Origin of the sequence: Campylobacter concisus (genome assembly GCF_902460625.1) — a bacterium.
GTDB classification, from domain to species: Bacteria; Campylobacterota; Campylobacteria; order Campylobacterales; family Campylobacteraceae; genus Campylobacter_A; species Campylobacter_A concisus_AD.
Genome location: NZ_CABPUT010000002.1, coordinates 91,822 through 109,353, shown reverse-complemented (window position 1 = coordinate 109,353; position 17,532 = coordinate 91,822). Strand labels below are relative to the sequence as shown.

Genomic DNA, 17,532 nt, shown 5'->3' with positions numbered 1-17,532 from the left:
TATCAAGCGTATCGAAAAAAGCGTCATTAGCATCTATGATCCTAAACTCATCATCAAGCATAATAATTTGCTCTTTTGCGTATGAGAAAATTTTTGCTAAAAGGTCTTGATAAGAAAAAAAGCTATTTTGCACACTAAGATCTTGCATTGTGCCCTTTATAACGCTTACTTCACCATCATAAAAAGCTATTGCTTTTGCTCTAATCCTTACATAAATAATCTCTTTATCAGCCCTATAAAAACGCACTTCGCCGTCATATACTTCACCTTTTTTTATAAGGTCAAAAAAGTCCTTAAAGCTTACAAATTCATCTACAAATATAGTTTTTGCACGTTCAAAATTTATACTCATATCTCCATTTAATGCATATCCGAGCGACTTGGCGATAGCATTTGGAATATAAAGGGTGTCGCTTTTTTTATCCCATGAAAAGACAAGCGCTTGACTTGCCCAAAGTATGCTTTGAAAATATTTTAATTCAGCATCATATTTTTCTTGCAACTTTGCTATATCGCTTAGATCATTAAAAAAGTAGATGATCTTTCGCTCTTTATCAGCACCATTATCTATAAATTTTACTTTTATCTTAAATGGCGTTTTGTTGTTTTCATTTGTTTGCATATTGGCTACGAGATTTATTTCGCTATTTTTGCCGCCTTTTTCAAAGAATTTTTTAGATTCATTAGAAACATTTACAGCAAACTCATCTAAACTTTCAGGACTTATTAGATCTTTTAAATTTATAAGCTTCTTATCTTGCGGGACTTTAAAGACACTATCGATATTTTGCGTACTTCTTACGATAGAAAATGGATCGCTGCTTAATGCTTCTGCTATTACATTTGGCGATAAAAACGAATAATCATTTATTGCTTCGTTATCCTTTTTCGTAAATTTTTCATCGTCAAGCTCGTGTATAAGCATAAAATTTAGCCTAGAATCCCTTAGCTCGATCTGCGACTCTTGTAAAAATCCCTCTTTAGTGCCGCCATCTTTTGTTTTTAGCTTGATTTTAAAACTCATATCGCTATTTTGAGCGTCTTGTTTCATTTGCATAAACAATGCAAAATCGTCATCTATTAAATCATTTAAATTTAGCTCTATAATCTCATCTTTTGTGTAGCCAATGGAAGACAAAAATGCATTACTAGCATCAATAATATCGCCGCTATAAGCATCATAAACTACTATTTTCAAAAAGCTTTGCTCAAAAATATAGCCGAATCTACTTTTGTATTCTTCTAGCCCATCAGTTGCTTTTTTGGTTTCTATCTTTAGCTTGTTTATTCCATTTTTTATATCTTCAAATTCTGTTACATTAAGGCTTCGTCTTATCTCATATTCATTGCCACCTAAAGTATCTCTTACCTCTTTTAAGGCTGGCATTATTCTATTTTTTATAAATTTCACATCTCTAACCCATAAAATCAAAGAAGATATAAAACAAAAGATCGATAGCCAAAATAACACAAACTGCATAAAGATATGAAAATGCTTCGTTGAAGCGGTAATAACAAAAATTTTATACTCTGGCATATAGCTTATGAGATAAAAGCTCATATGGCTTAAAGAAAATATTATTTTATCCTCTTTAAACTCGTCGCCAAGACTCACATAAGGCAAAAACATCGATTCATCAAATTTTTTATAAAACTCATCTCTTGATAAATTTCCATATTTATCCACCAAATAAGCATAAGTTTTGCTTTTCTCATCGTAATCTACAGTAGCGTAGCTTTGCAAAAATTTTATATCAATTTGAACTAAAATGCTGCCTCCATTTTTTAGTCCATAAGATGCATAAATATCTCTAAAACGATTATTTTTATAAACTCGATCTGATACTGTAAATTTCCCAGCATCTGCCTCGTTTAAACTAAGCCAAGATAGATCCTTTTCGGCTATGTCATCAGCACCTAAAAATCTCTTTGAATAGATTAAATTTCTATTTTTATCAAAAACGTAAAAAGCTATATAAAGATCGTTTTTTGTTGAATTTTTATCAAATAGCATATCGCTAAGACCTGCTTCAACCATTTTTGATTTTAAAAATAGATCATTTTTTATTATAAAAAAGCTATTTGAGATGGATGATTTTATATTTGAATTAGTTGAGCTAAGATCATACTTTATATCGTTCGTACCAGCACAAACTACAAATAATGCTAAAAATATAAATGAGAGTAAAAGTAAAATAGACTTTGTATAAAACATTTTTACTATTTGAAGGCTGTTTTTTTGTTTCTCAAGCACGATAGACACCTCATTAGTTTAGGTTTTGGCTCTGATTTTATCCCATTTTTACTTGATTTGGGTTTATAAAGGTAAGTATTTATTTAGAATTTATTGATTTATTTAAAATTGAGCCAAAAATTTATTTAAAATTTGGCTCAAATATCTTAATAAATCCAAGTAACGATATCAGAAATTTCTCTGCGAAGTTTTTTTGGCTGTGGATTTAGGCGGTAGCCAAATGGTACCATGATAGCCACTCTTTGAAAGCTCTCATCAAGCCCCAAAAGTTCATTTAAAGCATGTCTATCAAAGCCTTCTATCGGGCAACTATCAATGCCCAAACTTGCAGCTGCATTCATCATATTTGTGGCGATTATCATGCACTGCTCATGTGACCACTGAAATGTTAGCTCATCATCATTTTTAAAATTTGCTAGCAAAAAGTCATGATAAAATTTTTGCCTTGCAGCAATGGCTTCAGGATCTTTATTGGTATTTCTAGCGATCATTTTATTAACGTATGCACTTCCAAATTTTACCTCTTTGATCTTAGCTAAAACGACAACTAAATGCGAGCAAGATGTGATTTGCGCTTGATTCCATGAAAGAGCTTTTATTTTTTCTCTAAGCTCTTTATTTTGAACAACTAAGATATCCCACTGCTCAAGGCCAGTTGAGCTAGGACTTAACCTGCCAGCTTCTAGTATAAAATCAAACTCTCCAGCACCGATTTTTTTGCTTTCATCAAAAACCTTGCAAGCATGACGAAATTTTAAAATTTCAAGATAATTCATTATCTCTCCTTTGTAGTTTTTGAAATTATAGAATGGCTAAGTAAATTAAAAGATTTCACTAACGCAATGAGATAGCATGCTATTTTTAAAAATTTATTTTAAAAATATACCAAACTCGCTCTTTGATACCGCGGAGCCAACAATAGCTGAACTTTCATAGCCTACTTCTTTTAAGCGTTTTACTGCAAGCATCGCGTCCTTTTCACCAACTGCAAGCAAAAGCCCACCAGAAGTTTGTGCATCAAATAGTAAAATGTCAGCTTCTTTATCTACAAAATGCTTTGCAAATTCGCGGTTTTTATAGCTTCCCTCTGGGATGATGCCCATATCTGCAAATTCCTTTGCGCTTGCAATGATTGGCACGTTTTTTTCATAAATTTCAAAACTAATCTTATCATTTAGCATTTCGCTTAAATGCCCCAAAAAGCCAAATCCAGTCACATCAGTAGCGCCGTAAACTTTGATGCCATCAAGTGCCTTTAATGCATAAAAATTTAGCTGCGCCATGATAGTTGCAGCCCCTTTTATCTGCTCCATGCTTAGCAAGTCAGCCTTTATCGCTGTACTTAAAATACCGCTTCCAAGTGGTTTTGTAAGGATTAAAACATTGCCTTTTATGGCTGTATTATTTGCCCAAAATTTATCAGGATGTACCCTTCCAGTGACGCTAAGCCCATAATACATCTGCTGTGTCTCGATCGTATGCCCGCCAACTATAATGCCACCACACTCTTTTACTTTATCGGCTCCGCCTTGCAAAATTTCTCCTAAAATTTCAGGTGCCAAGTTGCAGCTATCAAAGCCAACGATATTTAGAGCATTTATCACCTCACCACCCATTGCAAAGACGTCGCTTAGGCTATTTGCAGCAGCGATTTGACCGTAGATAAATGGATCATTTACCACAGGCGTTATAAAGTCAAGCGTTTGAACAAGTGCAAGATCACTTGAAATTTTAAAGACACTCGCATCCTCATTAGAATTGGTGCTTGAGAGCAGATTTGGATGAGATAAATTTAAACTACTAATCGTTTTGTTTAGACCCGACGGGTCAAGCTTAGCAGCTCAACCAGCGGCTCTAACGAACTGCGTAAGCTTTTTGTCGTGGTAGATCATAATTTGATTTGCTCGTGAGTTGAGAGTATGTCGATGATCTCATAAGCATTTGAAATTTCGCCAATCGCAAGATCGCTTACTAGCTTATAAGCCTCCAAGCAGCTTCCGCAGCTTAAAATTTTAACACCAGCAGCTTCAAGATCTTTAAGCGGCTTAAAGCTTGGGTGTGAGCGGTTTGTAGTCATCTTTACAGCGTTATTTACGCAGATTATTATCTTTGGTTTTTTCTCAACTTGAAGAAATGCTCCTAAGAATTTTGATAGTAAATTTATTCCTACTTCGCCACTTCCCGCGCGCTCTTCATTTAGATAGAGTACTTTATTATTTTTTGGTGTTATGTCGCAGACAAACTCATCAAAATTTGTAAGCTCAAGCGCATTTTTGCCTTTTGTAGCTAAAATTTTAGTCTCATTGCCATTGCTTTCGAGGCTAAAGTTTATATTTTGATTTTTTAAAAATCTTGAAATATTTTCTTTTGGGGCTAGTGCATTTACCAAAATTTCTAAGCTTTCGCCTTCACTTAAGCCATCAAGTGCATTTTTTGTCATTATGACTGGTTTTGGGCACTCTAAATTTCTACAATCAATTGTTGTCATGATTTTTCCTTTTGCGATTAGTATTTCAAACCTTGAAACTAGTTTGGATTATAGCCAAAAAAATATTAATTATTTTAAAAATTTTAATGTATAATTTTGAGATAAAAGAGAGCTTTGACCTCGCTTACTAGCAAGATCAAAGTAAAGTTAATTATTTTAAATTTGTATAAGACTTTTCATAATCAGATACTGGAATTTTATTCTCTCTAACGAGCTCTTGATACCAGTAGTGATGAAGAACATAAACTTCTTCTTCTTCTTTATATCCAGTAATCATCGACCAAATAGCACCATGAATAGCAATAGCTGCCATATAAATATGAACTAAGAAAAATACTGCACATGCGATGCCAAGGCAATTATGGATAATTACGCTGTATCTTAAAAGATCAATTTGTGTAAGACCAAACCAAGAAGCAACCGCTGGCTCTTTAAAGTCCGTAAAATACATAATCGCACCAGTAATTATCATAACGATACCACCAGGGATAGCGATCCAGTACCATGCTTTTTGACCAGCATTAAATTTACCAGCTGGAACAGGTCTCTTTTTCTTTGATAAATAGCCACCAACTATCATCATCCATCTGATATCATAAATTGCTGGAAGCATTCTCTTCGTCCAGGTAAATAACATAGGAAGCACAGAAACAGCAAAGATCACAGTTGCTGTATCGTGCAAGTATCTACAGAAACGCACAAATGTTCCACCGCCAAGCTCTGCACCCCACATAATGATGATACCAGTTGGCACTAAAATGATCCATGAGATCGCTGCCAAACCATGAGCTATACGTATGATTAGAGAAAAGGCAAACACCTTTTTACCATCATGACTAAAATGTTTTGGTCCAATGATTAAAAAGTGTAATGCAAATGCTCCAATAACAGCCAAAATGATAGAAAGTGCTGCTATTGCAAAATAATCATTACCTTGGATAAAAGTAAATATCGGCCCCAAACCTTGTTCGTATGGCTTGATATTTTCTATCCTTTCAGCCGCCCAAATGGCACTATTATATTGATTGACGCCAGTTGGTCCTTGAGTTGCCATTGCTGTTACAAATAATGTAAAAAGCAGAGTAAGAATTCTCGTCATTGTAGTCCTTTATGAGTTTGAGCTTAAACAATTTAAGTATTGGTTAAATACGTTAAATCGCATAGCTACGCTATTTTGAGCGCTATTATATCAGAGCTAATCACAAGCAAACCTTAGCAAAAAAGATTACTAAAAATTTTATAAAAAATATTTAAGTTTTGTTAATTTTTAGCATTTTTGATCTGAAAATTTAGCTAAAATAAAGCCAAAATTTAGCCGAAAAAGGATCGCACTATGCATCTTTTTTGCCTTATATTTGATGACTACGAGACGCTTGATCTTATGGGTCCAGTGGAGTTTTTAGCAAGGGTGCCTGAAATGAAGATAAGCTACGTCTCGTTTGATGGTGGTATGAAAAGAAGCAAACAAGGCTTTTTTATAAAGACCAAAAAGCTTAGTAAGATGCCAAAAAAGAGCGTTTTGCTACTCCCTGGAGGTCAGGGCACAAGGGCGCTTGTAGATGATAGTGAGTTTATCTTAAAGCTTAAAGAGTGCGTTTTGGTATCTAAATTTTGCCTAAGCGTATGCACAGGCTCGGCGCTCATCGCTCGCACAGGAGAGCTTGACGGACTAAAAGCTACCTCAAATAAAAGATCGCTTGAGTGGGTAAAAAGTTGCGGCGAGGCGGTAAAATGGCAAGAGCGCGCCAGATGGGTGAGGGCAGGTAAATTTTACACAGCTTCAGGCGTGGCTGCTGGCATGGATATGGCGCTTGGTTTTATTAGCGATCATTTTGGCAAGGAGCCAGCCCAAAATATTGCAAACGAGACCGAATACAACTGGCAAAAAAGCTCAAAGATAGATAAATTTGCCAAAATTTATGGGTATTAATCTATAAAATTTTTATAGATATACATACAAATGAACTTTTAGTATTTAGCTACCAAAAGCTAGCCAAAACACCAGTGATTAGTTTCTACGCCTATACTCTTCATATCCGAATTCGCGGATCATTTTAATCTCGCCATTTTCTTTTAAAAGCACTAAATCAGGTAGTTTTATACCATTAAATGTCGTGTTTTTCACGATCGTATAATGGATTTGATCTTCAAAGATGACGCGGTCATCAATTTTTAGCTCACTATCAAATTTATACTCCGCATCGCCCGCTTCAAGCCCCACTATATCGCCAGCTAAGCAGGTATTACCGCCAAATCTATAAGCAAATTTGCCATTTTTACTCTCACCTCTAACGGCCGGACGATACGGCATGAGCACAGTATCAGGCATGTGCGCTTCGGCTGAGGTGTCAAGGATGGCGATATCTTTTTCGTTATGCACGATGTCAAGCACACTGCTTATCAAAAAGCCAGTCTGCCAGCCAACTGCCTCGCCAGGCTCCAGATATACCTCTACGCCATATTTCTCGCGAAAGCGCCTTACTATCTTTATAAGCAGCTCCGCGTCATAATCAGCCCTTGTGATGTGGTGGCCGCCGCCCATATTTATCCATTTCATCTTTGGGATAAACTCGCCAAATTTCTCCTCAAATGCCTCCAGTACGACCTGCAAGCTACTCGCACTCTCTTCGCAAAGCGCGTGAAAATGAAGCCCAGTGATGCCATCAAGAAGCTCAGGCTTAAAGTTTGCCCTTGTAACGCCAAGTCTACTAAATTTACCGCATGGATTGTAGCTGTCAGTCGGTGCTAGCGAGACCTCTGGATTTACGCGCAGGCCGCAGATAATGCCGTTTTGCAGGGCAATGCCTTTAAATTTTTGCCACTGAGCAAAAGAGTTAAATGTGATGTGCTTTGAAATTTTTAAAATTTCATCAAAATCCTCCTCTTTAAACGCTGGACTATACGTGTGGATCTCGCCTTTTACGTATTCGTTTGCAAATTTTGCCTCATGAAGCCCACTGCAAGTCGCACCATCAAGATAAGAGCCAACCATGTCCATCACTCCGCTAAATGCAAAGCCTTTGAGTGCGACTAAAATTTTAGCTCCGCTTTGCTCTTTGACATATTTTAAAAGCTCTAAATTTTTACGTACTTTTGCCTCTTCGCAGACGTAGGCTGGGGTTTTTATACTCTTTAAAATTTCGTTCATTTTTGCTCGCTTTTTAAATTTTTAAATAAGTATATCTAAATTTATTTTTAAGTAAAATCAGCAAAAATCTCAAAGGATAAAACGTGATAGAGATCGAATTTCTTGGGCCTATCGGGCTTGAAAATATAAAAGTAGAAGCAAAAAATTTAGGCGAAGTAAAAGCGGCTTTGAGCCAGAAAGAAGGGCTTAAAAAATGGCTAAATATCTGTGCAGTCGCCGTAAATGACGAGATCGTAAGCGATATAAATTTTGCTCTTAAATCAGGCGATAAAATTTCTATTTTGCCACCAGTTTGTGGGGGCTAAGATGCAAATTTATAATGGAAGTTTGGATATTCAAAGCATCACAAACGAGTGGTATGAACGCTTTAAGGATAAAAACTGCGGTGCGCTCATCACTTTTGTTGGGATCGTAAGAGAGGAAGGCGGCATTTCGGCGCTTAGCTTTGATATCTATGAGCCAATACTTAAAAAATGGCTAGATACTTGGCAGGAGCGAGCCAAAAAAGAAAATACCTACGTACTCTTTGCTCACTCAAAAGGCGATGTGGCCGTGCATACGAGCTCTTATGTTGCAGGCGTTGTGAGCCCTCAAAGAAAGGTCGCGCTAAGGCTCATAAACGAATTTGTCGAGGACTTTAAGGCAAATGCACCGATCTGGAAATATGACGTGATAAATGGCGAGAGAATTTATGCAAAAGAGCGCAGCCAAGCGATAAATGGTGCTGGGATTTTAGCTTAAAAGGAAAAATGATGATAACAAAAGAGAGTAAAAAAGATGTTTTTTGGGCGCTTTCGTTTGGGCTTGGGCTTTTTATATTTAGCATCATTGGCTACTTTTATCTAGCTCTTGGCACGCCGTCTCTTTTTGGCATCATCATTGGTGCTCTCTCAGTGTTCTTTTGTGTTAGAAAAATTTTTCAAAACAACTTTTTACGTATTGAAGATGATGGATTTATCATCACAAAAGGCTCAAAAAGCATAAAATTTTACTTTAAGGATATCGACGAAATCGCCATTAAAAGCTTTGGCGATAAGAAAAAAGTTGAAACTTTGAGTGTAAAATTTAAGAAAAACCGTCTTGATAGAGATGCTTGCTTTGGGTTAGTGCAACCACTAGGTGATGATTTGATCATCATTTTTGATAAATATGAACTCTCAAAATTTACCATTTCAAAAGAGCTAAGAGATAGGCTTAATAATTTTAGAGCATAATTAAATCAACCTATGATCTAAAAATTTTTATATAACAATTATCAAAATTTTATACATTTTTCACATTAAATTTACTCCGTTTAGCTACTCTTACAAAAATAAAATTAAGCATTTTATCTACACTAAGTTCGTAAATGTGGATTAGAAATTTAAAAGATGACTTACATCAACTTTTATAAAGGGTTTTGCTACTACAATTCTGATAAAAGAAATCATAATTATATCTTTAAAAAGGAGTTTACATGAGGCCCATTTTAAGCCTAGCAGTTCTTTCATCACTGCTTCTAGCAAATGAAGCAAATTTAGACATTATAAAGCCTATTAGAGAATTTGCACCGCCACCAGTCATCACGCCAAACGTTGCACAAAGTGCCTTTGTGGAAAATCAATTTGACCGCACTCAAAGAAGCGAATATCCATTTGTTACAAATTTGCTTGATAACTCAGCTGATATGTTTCATATCTCAGCTGGAATGTATGGCAAAAGTTTTTACAATTCATCGCTTTTTAAATATCGTGGCGCAAATTTTTACACCATTTTAAATGCAAATTTCACCAAAGCAAATAATTATAAAGATGGAAGTGGCAAAAGATGGGACTATGGCTACAATAGGCAAGGCCAAAGCGCTATCTTAGGCTTCGTGCCAAATGATCTTAGCGAGCTTAGGCTTACGTTTTTAAGGGACAATATCGATAAAGACAAGCAGCCAGAGCACGCAATGGATGCCTTTAAAACGACAAGAAAAGTTGGTAAGCTAAATATAAGATTAGGCGAAGAAGATCTTTCAAATACTTTAAATTTTGAATTTATCCTAAAAAAGGTTGAACGAAAAGCTGATAATTTTCATCTAAGAGATGCCACTCCAAATGTAAAAGTGGATTTAAAGAGAAATATATTTGAGGCAAATTTAAAGTATGACGCTGACTTTGCAAGCTTTCACAATCAAATAGGTATTGGCTTTGAAAAAGATAAACATGACGGTAAAAGATACATGAAGCAAGGCAACAACTGGATCTTTAACGGATATAGATTTGCCGATGTTAGAAATGATAAATTTATGCTCTTTGATACACTTGCTTATAAATTTAATGAAGCAAACGAAGCCTCTCTTGCCTTAAGATATGAGGAGCAAAAAAGTAAGCTTAATGGACTTGATACTAAATTTTTTGCACCAAATCTAGCTATTAGTACGACTCGCGGACTACTTCATCAAATTTATGGTGAGGACGTAAGCGATAAGATCAAAAAAGACGCTTTTAGTGCAAGTTTAAAATATAAATTTACACCAAACGACAAGGATAGCTACTTTGCAAAGCTTGAGAGTTTATCTCGCCTGCCAAGTAATATGGAGCGTTTTAATGCACTTTATGGTGCAGGCGATAATGGCTGGATAGCAAATCCGAATTTAGAGCCAGAAAGACACAACAGAGCGGTTCTTGGCTTTAAATTTGGCAGCGAGTTTTACAAAGAGTATCTAAACTCGCTTCAAAACAAAGATGCATTTAGCTTTAGTGGGCATTTCATCGCTGATAGCGTTAAAAATTTGATCATTTTTGATAGACGCCACTCAAAAGCTGCGATGCCACTAATAAATAAAAACGCCGTCATCTCAAGAAACGTTGATGCAACGCTTTATAGTGTAAATTTCAATGCAGAGTATAGTTTTGCAAGGCACTTTGGCTTAAAAAGCTCACTTTACTACAACTACGGACAAAACAAAACCGATGGCAGACCGCTTTATCAAATAAGGCCTTTTGAAGCAAATTTTGCATTTGACTACAAAGACTATGCAAGCTTTGGCAGCTATAATCTTGGCACCGCACTAAGGCTAGTTTCAAAGCAAACTAGAGGTGATTTTAGCAAGCAAAATGGCTTAGGCATCGATAAAAAAGAGGCCGCAAAAGGATTTGGTTTGCTTGATCTTTATGGTGGCGTAGAGTTTAAAAATAAAGTTGGTATAAGATTTGGCGTAGCAAATTTATTTGACAAAGATTATGCGGAATTTATCAGCGGTGATCACGTAGCAGCACTTGATCCAGTAGTCGTTCATGCCCCTGGCAGGACATTTTTCATTAGCTTTCACAGCAGTTTTTAAAGGAGAAAAAGATGTTAGATAGAAGAAAATTTTTAGGACTTAGCACAGCTTTAGGCGTTAGTGCATTTGCACCAAATTTATTTGCAAAAGAGAGCTTTACTATGTGGGGCGCACCAGCGATTCCAAGCGTTATCATGGCGGTTGCTGCGCTGCAAGGAGAGCTAAACAAAATTTATGATGTAAGCCTAAATATCTGGAAAACACCAGATCAGCTTCGTGCAGGCGTAGCTAGTGGGGATATTAAAGTCACGATGTCACCATCAAATGTCGCTGCAAATTTAAGAAATCAGGGGCTTGATTTTGCGATGCTAAATTTACTGACTCTTGGCGTTATGAACGCTATGGTTAAGGATGAAAAGATCAAAAATTTAGAAGATTTTGTAGGCAAAAAGCTCATCATGCCATTTCGAGGCGACATGCCTGATCTTGTTTTAAGAGCGCTTTGCAAGAAACGAGGCATAGACGTTAGCAAGATAGACATCACCTATACAGCAACGCCACCTGAGGCTTTGCTTTTATTTTTACAAAAAGATTTTGACATTTTAATAGTTCCACAACCTCTTGGCGAAGCGACTATTTTGCGCGGTAAAAAAGCAGGCGTTAGCGTGCATTACTCAGTTGATTTTCCAAAAATTTGGGGCGAGAGCTTTGGTACAAAACCGATAATCCCAATGGCTGGCATTATCGTAGAAAGAGGCTTTTACGAGAAAAACTTAAGTCTATTTGACACGCTTCATAGTGATCTTAAAAATGCTCTTTCATGGATACTTGAGAACAAACAAAGTGCAGCAAAGATAGGTTCAAGCTACTTACCAGCTCCAGAAGTAGCACTTGCAAATGCTTTTGATAAGGCAAATTTAACGGTTACAAAAGCAAATGAACTGCAAAATGAGATCATGGCATTTTTTGAAGAAATTTATCAGTTTAATCCAAAATTTCTAGGCGGTAAGATGCCAGATAAAGGTCTATTTTTATGATACTAATCGATGGCATCAAAAAAGATCGCTCAAGCTTTTTAAAAATAATTGACTATTTTTGGGGTGGATTTAGCGGATTTGCCGTAGTTTTTTTGATCTTAGCCATTTGGCAAGTGGGAAGCGAGTTTAGCTCCCCACTCTTGCTTCCGCCACCAAAAGATGTATTTTTAAAAGCCTGTGAAATTTTAAAAGATTACAAAAATAGCGAGATAAATATAACGCTTTGCAGATCACTGATTGGAGTTTGCTCGGCAACATTTTTTGGTATATTTTTAGGGCTAATAGCAGGTAGCTTTAAAAGTTTTGCAGCCTTTTTAAAGCCTGTTATCACCTTGCTTTTGTCAATGCCACCAATTATTTGGATAGTGCTTGCTATTTTTTGGTTTGGATTTGGAAATTTTAGCACCGTTTTTACTATCTTTATAACCGTTTTACCGCTTACTTTTGCAAGCTCAGCAGTTGCTATGAGTAGCGTAGATGAGGAGCTAAAAGAGATGTTTGACGCTTATAATCTAGGAATTTTAAAAAAGATAAGACACCTTTACATCCCGCATCTTACGAGCTACATAATAAGCTCTATTAGCGTAGCTGTCGCAATGGGCGTAAAGATAGTCATAATGGCTGAGCTACTGGGTGCAAATAACGGCATGGGAGCAAAGATAGCAAATGCAAGGGCAATGCTTGAAACAACCGAGGTAATGGCGTATGTTCTTTTAAGCATCACTCTTATCATGCTCTTTGAATACCTCATCATCGAGCCACTAAAAATAGCTTTGATGCCTTGGAGAAGATGATGCTTGAGCTTAAAAACGTAGAGTATGAAATTTTAAGAGATAAGGTCGTAAGGAATTTTAGTCTAAATGTAAAAGGTGGCGAGGTGGTGACGCTTTTTGGACCATCAGGATGTGGCAAGACAACGATACTTCGGCTTATTAGCGGACTAAATGAGCCTAGAAAAGGAAAAATTTTTAATAACTTTAAAAAGACTACATATTTTTTTCAAGAAAATCGTCTGCTAACATGGAAAAATGCTCTTGAAAATGTGCTTTTGGTTATGGATAAACCAGACATTAGCGCTGTTTTAGAGCTTTTTAAAAAGGTTGGGTTAAGTCAAAAGGATACTTTAAAATACCCAAGTGAGCTAAGCGGCGGCATGAGACAAAGGGTAGCTTTCGTAAGAGCAGTCGTGACAAAGCCTGATCTGCTTTTGATGGATGAGCCTTTTTCTGGACTTGATTATGATATGAAAGAAATTTTAATTGAGATTATCAGCCAAAGAGTAAGTGAAGGTATGAGCGTAGTTCTCGTCACACACGATAGAATGGAAGCTGTCAAGATGTCAAATAGAATTTATTTCCTATCAAGTAAAGGTGCGGTCATACAAAGAGAACTTGAAATAGACAAAGATTTCAAAGAGCGCGATTTTACGTTTATTAGCAAGATGATAGATGAAAATTTCAAAGGGCAAATTTATTATGATTAATAATTTTTTTACTCATCCTATGAGGATATTTTTCTTAATGAGTGCCGCCTGTGCGGTGCTTGGCGCTAGTGTGTTTTTTACTCCAACTGATTTTGTGAGCTTGCATAAATTTATATTTTTGCAACTTTTTTTAGCGCTTGCTTATGCTGGATTTTTGCTAACTGGACTAACTGATTGGACAAATTTTCAAGCATCTCTAAAAATACATGCTTATATATTATTTTCACTCTTTTTTATAAGCTTTATCTTGGCATTTTTTAGCCTATTTTTAGCACACTGCTTTATCGCTCTTTTTTGGCTATACTTGGTTTTGCTTTGCCTTTATATGATCTGGCGAGATAAAAACGATGATCAATTTGGCGTACTTGGCTTTTTATTTGGCATTTTAGGCTTTGAAATTTATTATCTAATAAGCGGCAACGAAAAATTTTTAAATTTACAAGTTTTTATCCACGTGATCGCTATCTTACTCATCTCATACCGCGTTAGTGTCGTACTTGGAAAAGAAGCGTTAAAAAGAGAAAAAGGCATGGATGAAGCTGTTTTTGTGCCAAATTTTATCTATAAAAATATCGCTATCTGCTGCGTTTGCGCTTTTTTGCTTTTAAATATATTTTTTGAGGAAAGCTTAGGTGTCTATTATGCTGCGATAGCTTGCGGAAGTGCGGTACTTGCAAAGCTTAAAGAATGGCACTATAAAGAGCTTTTTAGGCATAGTTTTGTGCTTTTATACTATTTTATGCAACTATTTTTAGCGCTTGGATTTTTGGGAATCGGCTTTAGCGGTATTTTTGGGCTCCATCTTGAAACAAATTTTATGCATCTAATAGCGATAAATGCAGTAATTTTTAGCGTGATGCTTATATTTAATGTCGCAGGACTTCGTCATAGTGGACAAGAACTTGAGTTTTTACGCCTTAGTAGAATTGCTTTTATTTTAGTTCTTTTAGCTGGCGTTAGTAGAGGAATTTTAGCTTATTTTTGGAGTGGCTTTTATATTCATTTACCAGCAACACTCATAGCAATCGCTTTTGTTTTTTGGCTCATAAATTTTTATGTGATCTTTAGGGATAATGATTTTAGCGATGATCCAGAGTAAGAAGCTATTAAAAATTTATTCATTAATTAAAAAGAGTTTTTGAGTCTTTTTTGAAGTAAGTGGGTATATAATTTGCGATATTTATTATCAATATTATAAAAAGGATTATTTATGAACAAACTTACTTCTGTTGCTTTAGCAGCTTCATTTTTTGCAGTTTCAGCTCTTGCATTTAGCGTAGAAGGTGAACCAAAGGTAACATTTACTGGTTACAAGCTAGCAAATAAGACAGCCGTACCAGGTACTTTTAAGACGATAAATTTTAAAAGTCAAGAAAATGCAAATTTTGCTGATTTTTTAAAGAGCTTTGAATTTAAGCTAGAGCCAAAAGATATCGACACAAAGCTGCCTGACCGCGATAAAAGGATTGGCATTATTTTCGATGGCAAGGCAGTAGATGGCAAGATCGTAGCAGTAAATGGCGATGATAAAGCCGGAGAAATGGATGTTGAGCTTAACATAAATGGCAATTCAAAAATTTTTAAAACAAAATATGAAGTGCAAAATGGCAAGCTAGTAGCAAAATTTTCGGTTGATCTTGTAAATGATTTGAAGCTAAATGAGAGTTTTGATAAATTTGCCGCTGCTGCCAAACCATTTCACGGTGGAAAGAGCTATCCAGATGTAGATGTTGGCTTTGAAGCAGCGATAAAATAACTTTCAATTTCGGCGCCGGTAAATTAGCTTGTGCCGAAATTACCTCTTTATCCTAGTTTCTTATTCTGTGATGCCGAAAAATCAAAGACGATGTATTTTTCATACAAAAAGGCGGTAAGAATGCGAAATTTTATTTTAAAGATATCGATGAAATCGGCATCCGCGAGATAGACGCCAAGCGCAAAATTAGCGTTTTAAACGTTAAATTTAAAAAAGGCGGGCTAGACCGCGACGCGGCTGATGGGCTCATGCAGCCTATCGGCGACGATGACGCCGTGATATACGACAAATACGAGCTATCCAAGCACGAGGTTTTTAAAATTTTAAAGCAGAAATTTGAGGCGCTAAGCGCACAAAAAAGCGAAAATAAGAAAAAGTAAAATTTGGCTAGGCCCGCTGGAGTCAAATTTGATTTTTAGCTTTAGTGACCCAAATTTGCGAATTTGACCAAAATTTGAGTCAAACCCGCAAGGCTAAATTTATTTATTAAAATACGCCGCGAGCGCGCTTAGCCAAACAAACAGAGCTATTATCCAAGACATCGTCCACGGCGTACCCGCAGAAAACGCCGCAAGCATCGCCGAGGAGAGGATACCGCTGCCGTATTGCAGCGAGCCGATGAGCGCAGCGGCCGAGCCCTTCATCTCCTGCGGCACGCTATCAAGAGCGGCGGCATTGGAGCAAGAAGCGATGATGCCGTTCATACTAAAAACGAAAAACATCGAGATTATCACGCCGAGAACGCCGCCCGTTTTGAAAAACGCAAACGCAAACAGCACGCTGGCAGCAAGCGCGGCAACGAGCGTGGAGACTATGAGCAGGTGATTTAGCGCATAGCGCTTTACCAGCTTTTTATTTACGAAACTTAGCGCCATGACGCCTACGATGTTTATGCCGAATAAAAATCCGTAGTATTTGCTAGGAATGCCGAAATAATCGATATATACAAACGATGAACCCGTGATAAAGGCATAGGCGGCTACGTAGAAAAACGTCACGCTAAGAGTGTAGCGCATAAATTTGGCGTCTTGTAATAATCTTAGATAGTTTCTAAAAGACGATACGATGGGCTTTGTGGAGCGCTTTTGCAGCGGCAAGGTCTCCGGTAGAGAAAAAATCATCGCAAACATAACTGCGCTAGCTAGCGCCATCAGCCAAAATATCCCATGCCAAGAGCCAGATTCCAGTATTGCGCCGCCCAATAACGGACCCGCTATCGGCGCTATCGCCATGATAATAACTAGCGTAGAGAGCATCTGTGCGGCCTGCGAGCTACCGAAAAGATCGCTAATCATCGCCCTGCTTAGCATCGGTCCTACGCATGCGCCCAAAGCCTGAAGCACGCGCCAGAATACTACGCTAGTCATAGTGTCCGACATCGCGCATCCTACTGATCCGATCGCAAAGAGCGCCATACCAATAAAAGCGGGATTTTACGCCCGATCCTATCGCTGATAGGCCCCCAGACGAGCTGCGCGATAGCAAAGCCGATCAAAAAGCCCGTTATCGTGAGCTCCGAGTCTCCGTGCAGCTGCCGCTCCATCGTAGGCATAGCGGGCAAATATACGTCCGTAGATAGCGAGGTGCAGGCCATTAGACCGCTTAGGATGATTAAGAACCAGATAGATGTTTTTGTTGATTGCAAGATTTCCTCTTTTTTGTTTTTTTATATTATTTTATACCACAAGATAAAACTGCTTTCAGAGAATGATAATTTTACCAAAAATAAACTATTTGTATTTTTCAACAAAAATTTCTATTTTATCTTGATCATTATATTTTATATATGATACAACTCCGTTGTCATGTAAAATAACTCTTTGATTTTCTTTCAAATTTGGATATTTTGGCATAATCTGATAATCACACCAATAAGCTAAAAATGGCATCATCTTAGCTTTCACAAAACCTTTCTCATCTTGGACTACAAGAAGAAAAGCAAGACCAACATACCACAATATGCCAGACATTATACCAAGAGCAATAGTTCTTGCTAATGTGACCATTGAAGATAAATTTGAATTGGGAAAAAATTTTACTAAAATACTTTTTACTGACGGTATTTCCAATAAAAATATACATACCATTTGTAGTACATATACAAGAATACATACAA

Annotated in this window: 18 protein-coding genes and 1 pseudogene; 11 read left to right on the top strand and 8 right to left on the bottom strand. The window is 36.8% G+C overall.

The annotated features are described in order from the left end of the window. The 5 genes from F3G69_RS00990 to F3G69_RS00970 all read right to left on the bottom strand — a co-directional run. Nucleotides 1-2,254: PAS domain S-box protein (locus F3G69_RS00990; RefSeq protein ID WP_188115318.1), on the bottom strand; the 2,254-nt coding region annotated here is incomplete at its 3' end. 146 nt (nucleotides 2,255-2,400) lie between these two features. Then, a complete protein-coding gene (locus F3G69_RS00985) occupies nucleotides 2,401-3,030 on the bottom strand; it encodes an NAD(P)H-dependent oxidoreductase (RefSeq protein WP_149714158.1) in 630 nt (209 codons plus the stop codon). A 93-nt stretch (nucleotides 3,031-3,123) separates the two neighbouring features. Beyond that, nucleotides 3,124-4,146: a selenide, water dikinase SelD gene (gene selD, locus F3G69_RS00980; protein WP_410470292.1), complete on the bottom strand. Its 1,023-nt coding sequence runs from the start codon at nucleotides 4,144-4,146 to the stop codon at nucleotides 3,124-3,126. Beyond that, nucleotides 4,143-4,742, bottom strand: a complete 600-nt coding sequence (yedF, locus tag F3G69_RS00975) for a sulfurtransferase-like selenium metabolism protein YedF (RefSeq protein WP_103592831.1) — start codon at nucleotides 4,740-4,742, stop codon at nucleotides 4,143-4,145. The genes selD and yedF overlap by 4 nt, the downstream gene beginning before the upstream one ends. 151 nt (nucleotides 4,743-4,893) lie before the next feature. Further along, the gene (locus F3G69_RS00970) at nucleotides 4,894-5,841 is read right to left on the bottom strand and encodes a formate dehydrogenase subunit gamma (protein ID WP_021090567.1); all 948 of its coding nucleotides are present in this window, start codon (nucleotides 5,839-5,841) and stop codon (nucleotides 4,894-4,896) included. 234 nt (nucleotides 5,842-6,075) lie between these two features. Between F3G69_RS00970 and F3G69_RS00965 the strand changes: the two genes are divergently transcribed. Beyond that, nucleotides 6,076-6,672: a DJ-1/PfpI family protein gene (locus tag F3G69_RS00965; RefSeq protein ID WP_103600228.1), complete on the top strand. Its 597-nt coding sequence runs from the start codon at nucleotides 6,076-6,078 to the stop codon at nucleotides 6,670-6,672. A gap of 78 nt (nucleotides 6,673-6,750) precedes the next feature. On the opposite strand, the gene nspC is transcribed toward F3G69_RS00965, so the two are convergent. Then, the gene (gene nspC, locus F3G69_RS00960) at nucleotides 6,751-7,890 is read right to left on the bottom strand and encodes a carboxynorspermidine decarboxylase (protein ID WP_149714157.1); all 1,140 of its coding nucleotides are present in this window, start codon (nucleotides 7,888-7,890) and stop codon (nucleotides 6,751-6,753) included. Between the two features lie 83 nt (nucleotides 7,891-7,973). Between nspC and F3G69_RS00955 the strand changes: the two genes are divergently transcribed. From F3G69_RS00955 to F3G69_RS09525, 10 genes are all read left to right on the top strand, one after another. Next, entirely contained in the window at nucleotides 7,974-8,195 is a 222-nt protein-coding gene (locus tag F3G69_RS00955; RefSeq protein WP_149714156.1) for a MoaD/ThiS family protein, read from the top strand. A 1-nt stretch (nucleotide 8,196) separates the two neighbouring features. Beyond that, nucleotides 8,197-8,631 (top strand): molybdopterin synthase catalytic subunit, encoded by a 435-nt coding sequence (locus F3G69_RS00950; RefSeq protein ID WP_149714155.1) that lies wholly within the window; start codon nucleotides 8,197-8,199, stop codon nucleotides 8,629-8,631. Between the two features lie 11 nt (nucleotides 8,632-8,642). Further along, a complete protein-coding gene (locus tag F3G69_RS00945; protein WP_149714154.1) occupies nucleotides 8,643-9,104 on the top strand; it encodes a molybdate transport repressor in 462 nt (153 codons plus the stop codon). A 242-nt stretch (nucleotides 9,105-9,346) separates the two neighbouring features. Next, nucleotides 9,347-11,200 carry a TonB-dependent receptor domain-containing protein gene (locus F3G69_RS00940; protein ID WP_149714153.1) on the top strand — a complete coding sequence of 618 codons (1,854 nt, stop codon included), beginning with the start codon at nucleotides 9,347-9,349 and terminating at the stop codon, nucleotides 11,198-11,200. An 11-nt stretch (nucleotides 11,201-11,211) separates the two neighbouring features. Continuing rightward, entirely contained in the window at nucleotides 11,212-12,177 is a 966-nt protein-coding gene (locus F3G69_RS00935) for an ABC transporter substrate-binding protein (protein ID WP_149714152.1), read from the top strand. After that, nucleotides 12,174-12,971, top strand: coding sequence for an ABC transporter permease (locus tag F3G69_RS00930; protein WP_054196111.1), 798 nt, complete (start codon nucleotides 12,174-12,176; stop codon nucleotides 12,969-12,971). The genes F3G69_RS00935 and F3G69_RS00930 overlap by 4 nt, the downstream gene beginning before the upstream one ends. After that, nucleotides 12,971-13,660, top strand: a complete 690-nt coding sequence (locus F3G69_RS00925; RefSeq protein ID WP_103604689.1) for an ABC transporter ATP-binding protein — start codon at nucleotides 12,971-12,973, stop codon at nucleotides 13,658-13,660. The genes F3G69_RS00930 and F3G69_RS00925 overlap by 1 nt, the downstream gene beginning before the upstream one ends. Then, entirely contained in the window at nucleotides 13,653-14,759 is a 1,107-nt protein-coding gene (locus F3G69_RS00920) for an NnrS family protein (protein WP_149714151.1), read from the top strand. Before F3G69_RS00925 ends, F3G69_RS00920 begins: the two co-directional genes overlap by 8 nt. A 111-nt stretch (nucleotides 14,760-14,870) precedes the next feature. Beyond that, the gene (locus F3G69_RS00915; RefSeq protein ID WP_149714150.1) at nucleotides 14,871-15,416 is read left to right on the top strand and encodes a hypothetical protein; all 546 of its coding nucleotides are present in this window, start codon (nucleotides 14,871-14,873) and stop codon (nucleotides 15,414-15,416) included. Nucleotides 15,417-15,664: 248 nt separating this feature from the next. Continuing rightward, nucleotides 15,665-15,796, top strand: coding sequence for a hypothetical protein (locus F3G69_RS09525; RefSeq protein ID WP_262483408.1), 132 nt, complete (start codon nucleotides 15,665-15,667; stop codon nucleotides 15,794-15,796). A gap of 99 nt (nucleotides 15,797-15,895) precedes the next feature. On the opposite strand, the pseudogene F3G69_RS00905 reads toward F3G69_RS09525, so the two are convergent. Both F3G69_RS00905 and F3G69_RS09240 read right to left on the bottom strand, forming a co-directional pair. Then, a pseudogene (locus F3G69_RS00905) lies at nucleotides 15,896-16,959 on the bottom strand (multidrug effflux MFS transporter). 187 nt (nucleotides 16,960-17,146) lie between these two features. Next, nucleotides 17,147-17,532, bottom strand: a 386-nt coding sequence (locus F3G69_RS09240; protein WP_188115317.1) for a hypothetical protein, incomplete at its 5' end; no start/stop codon positions are given.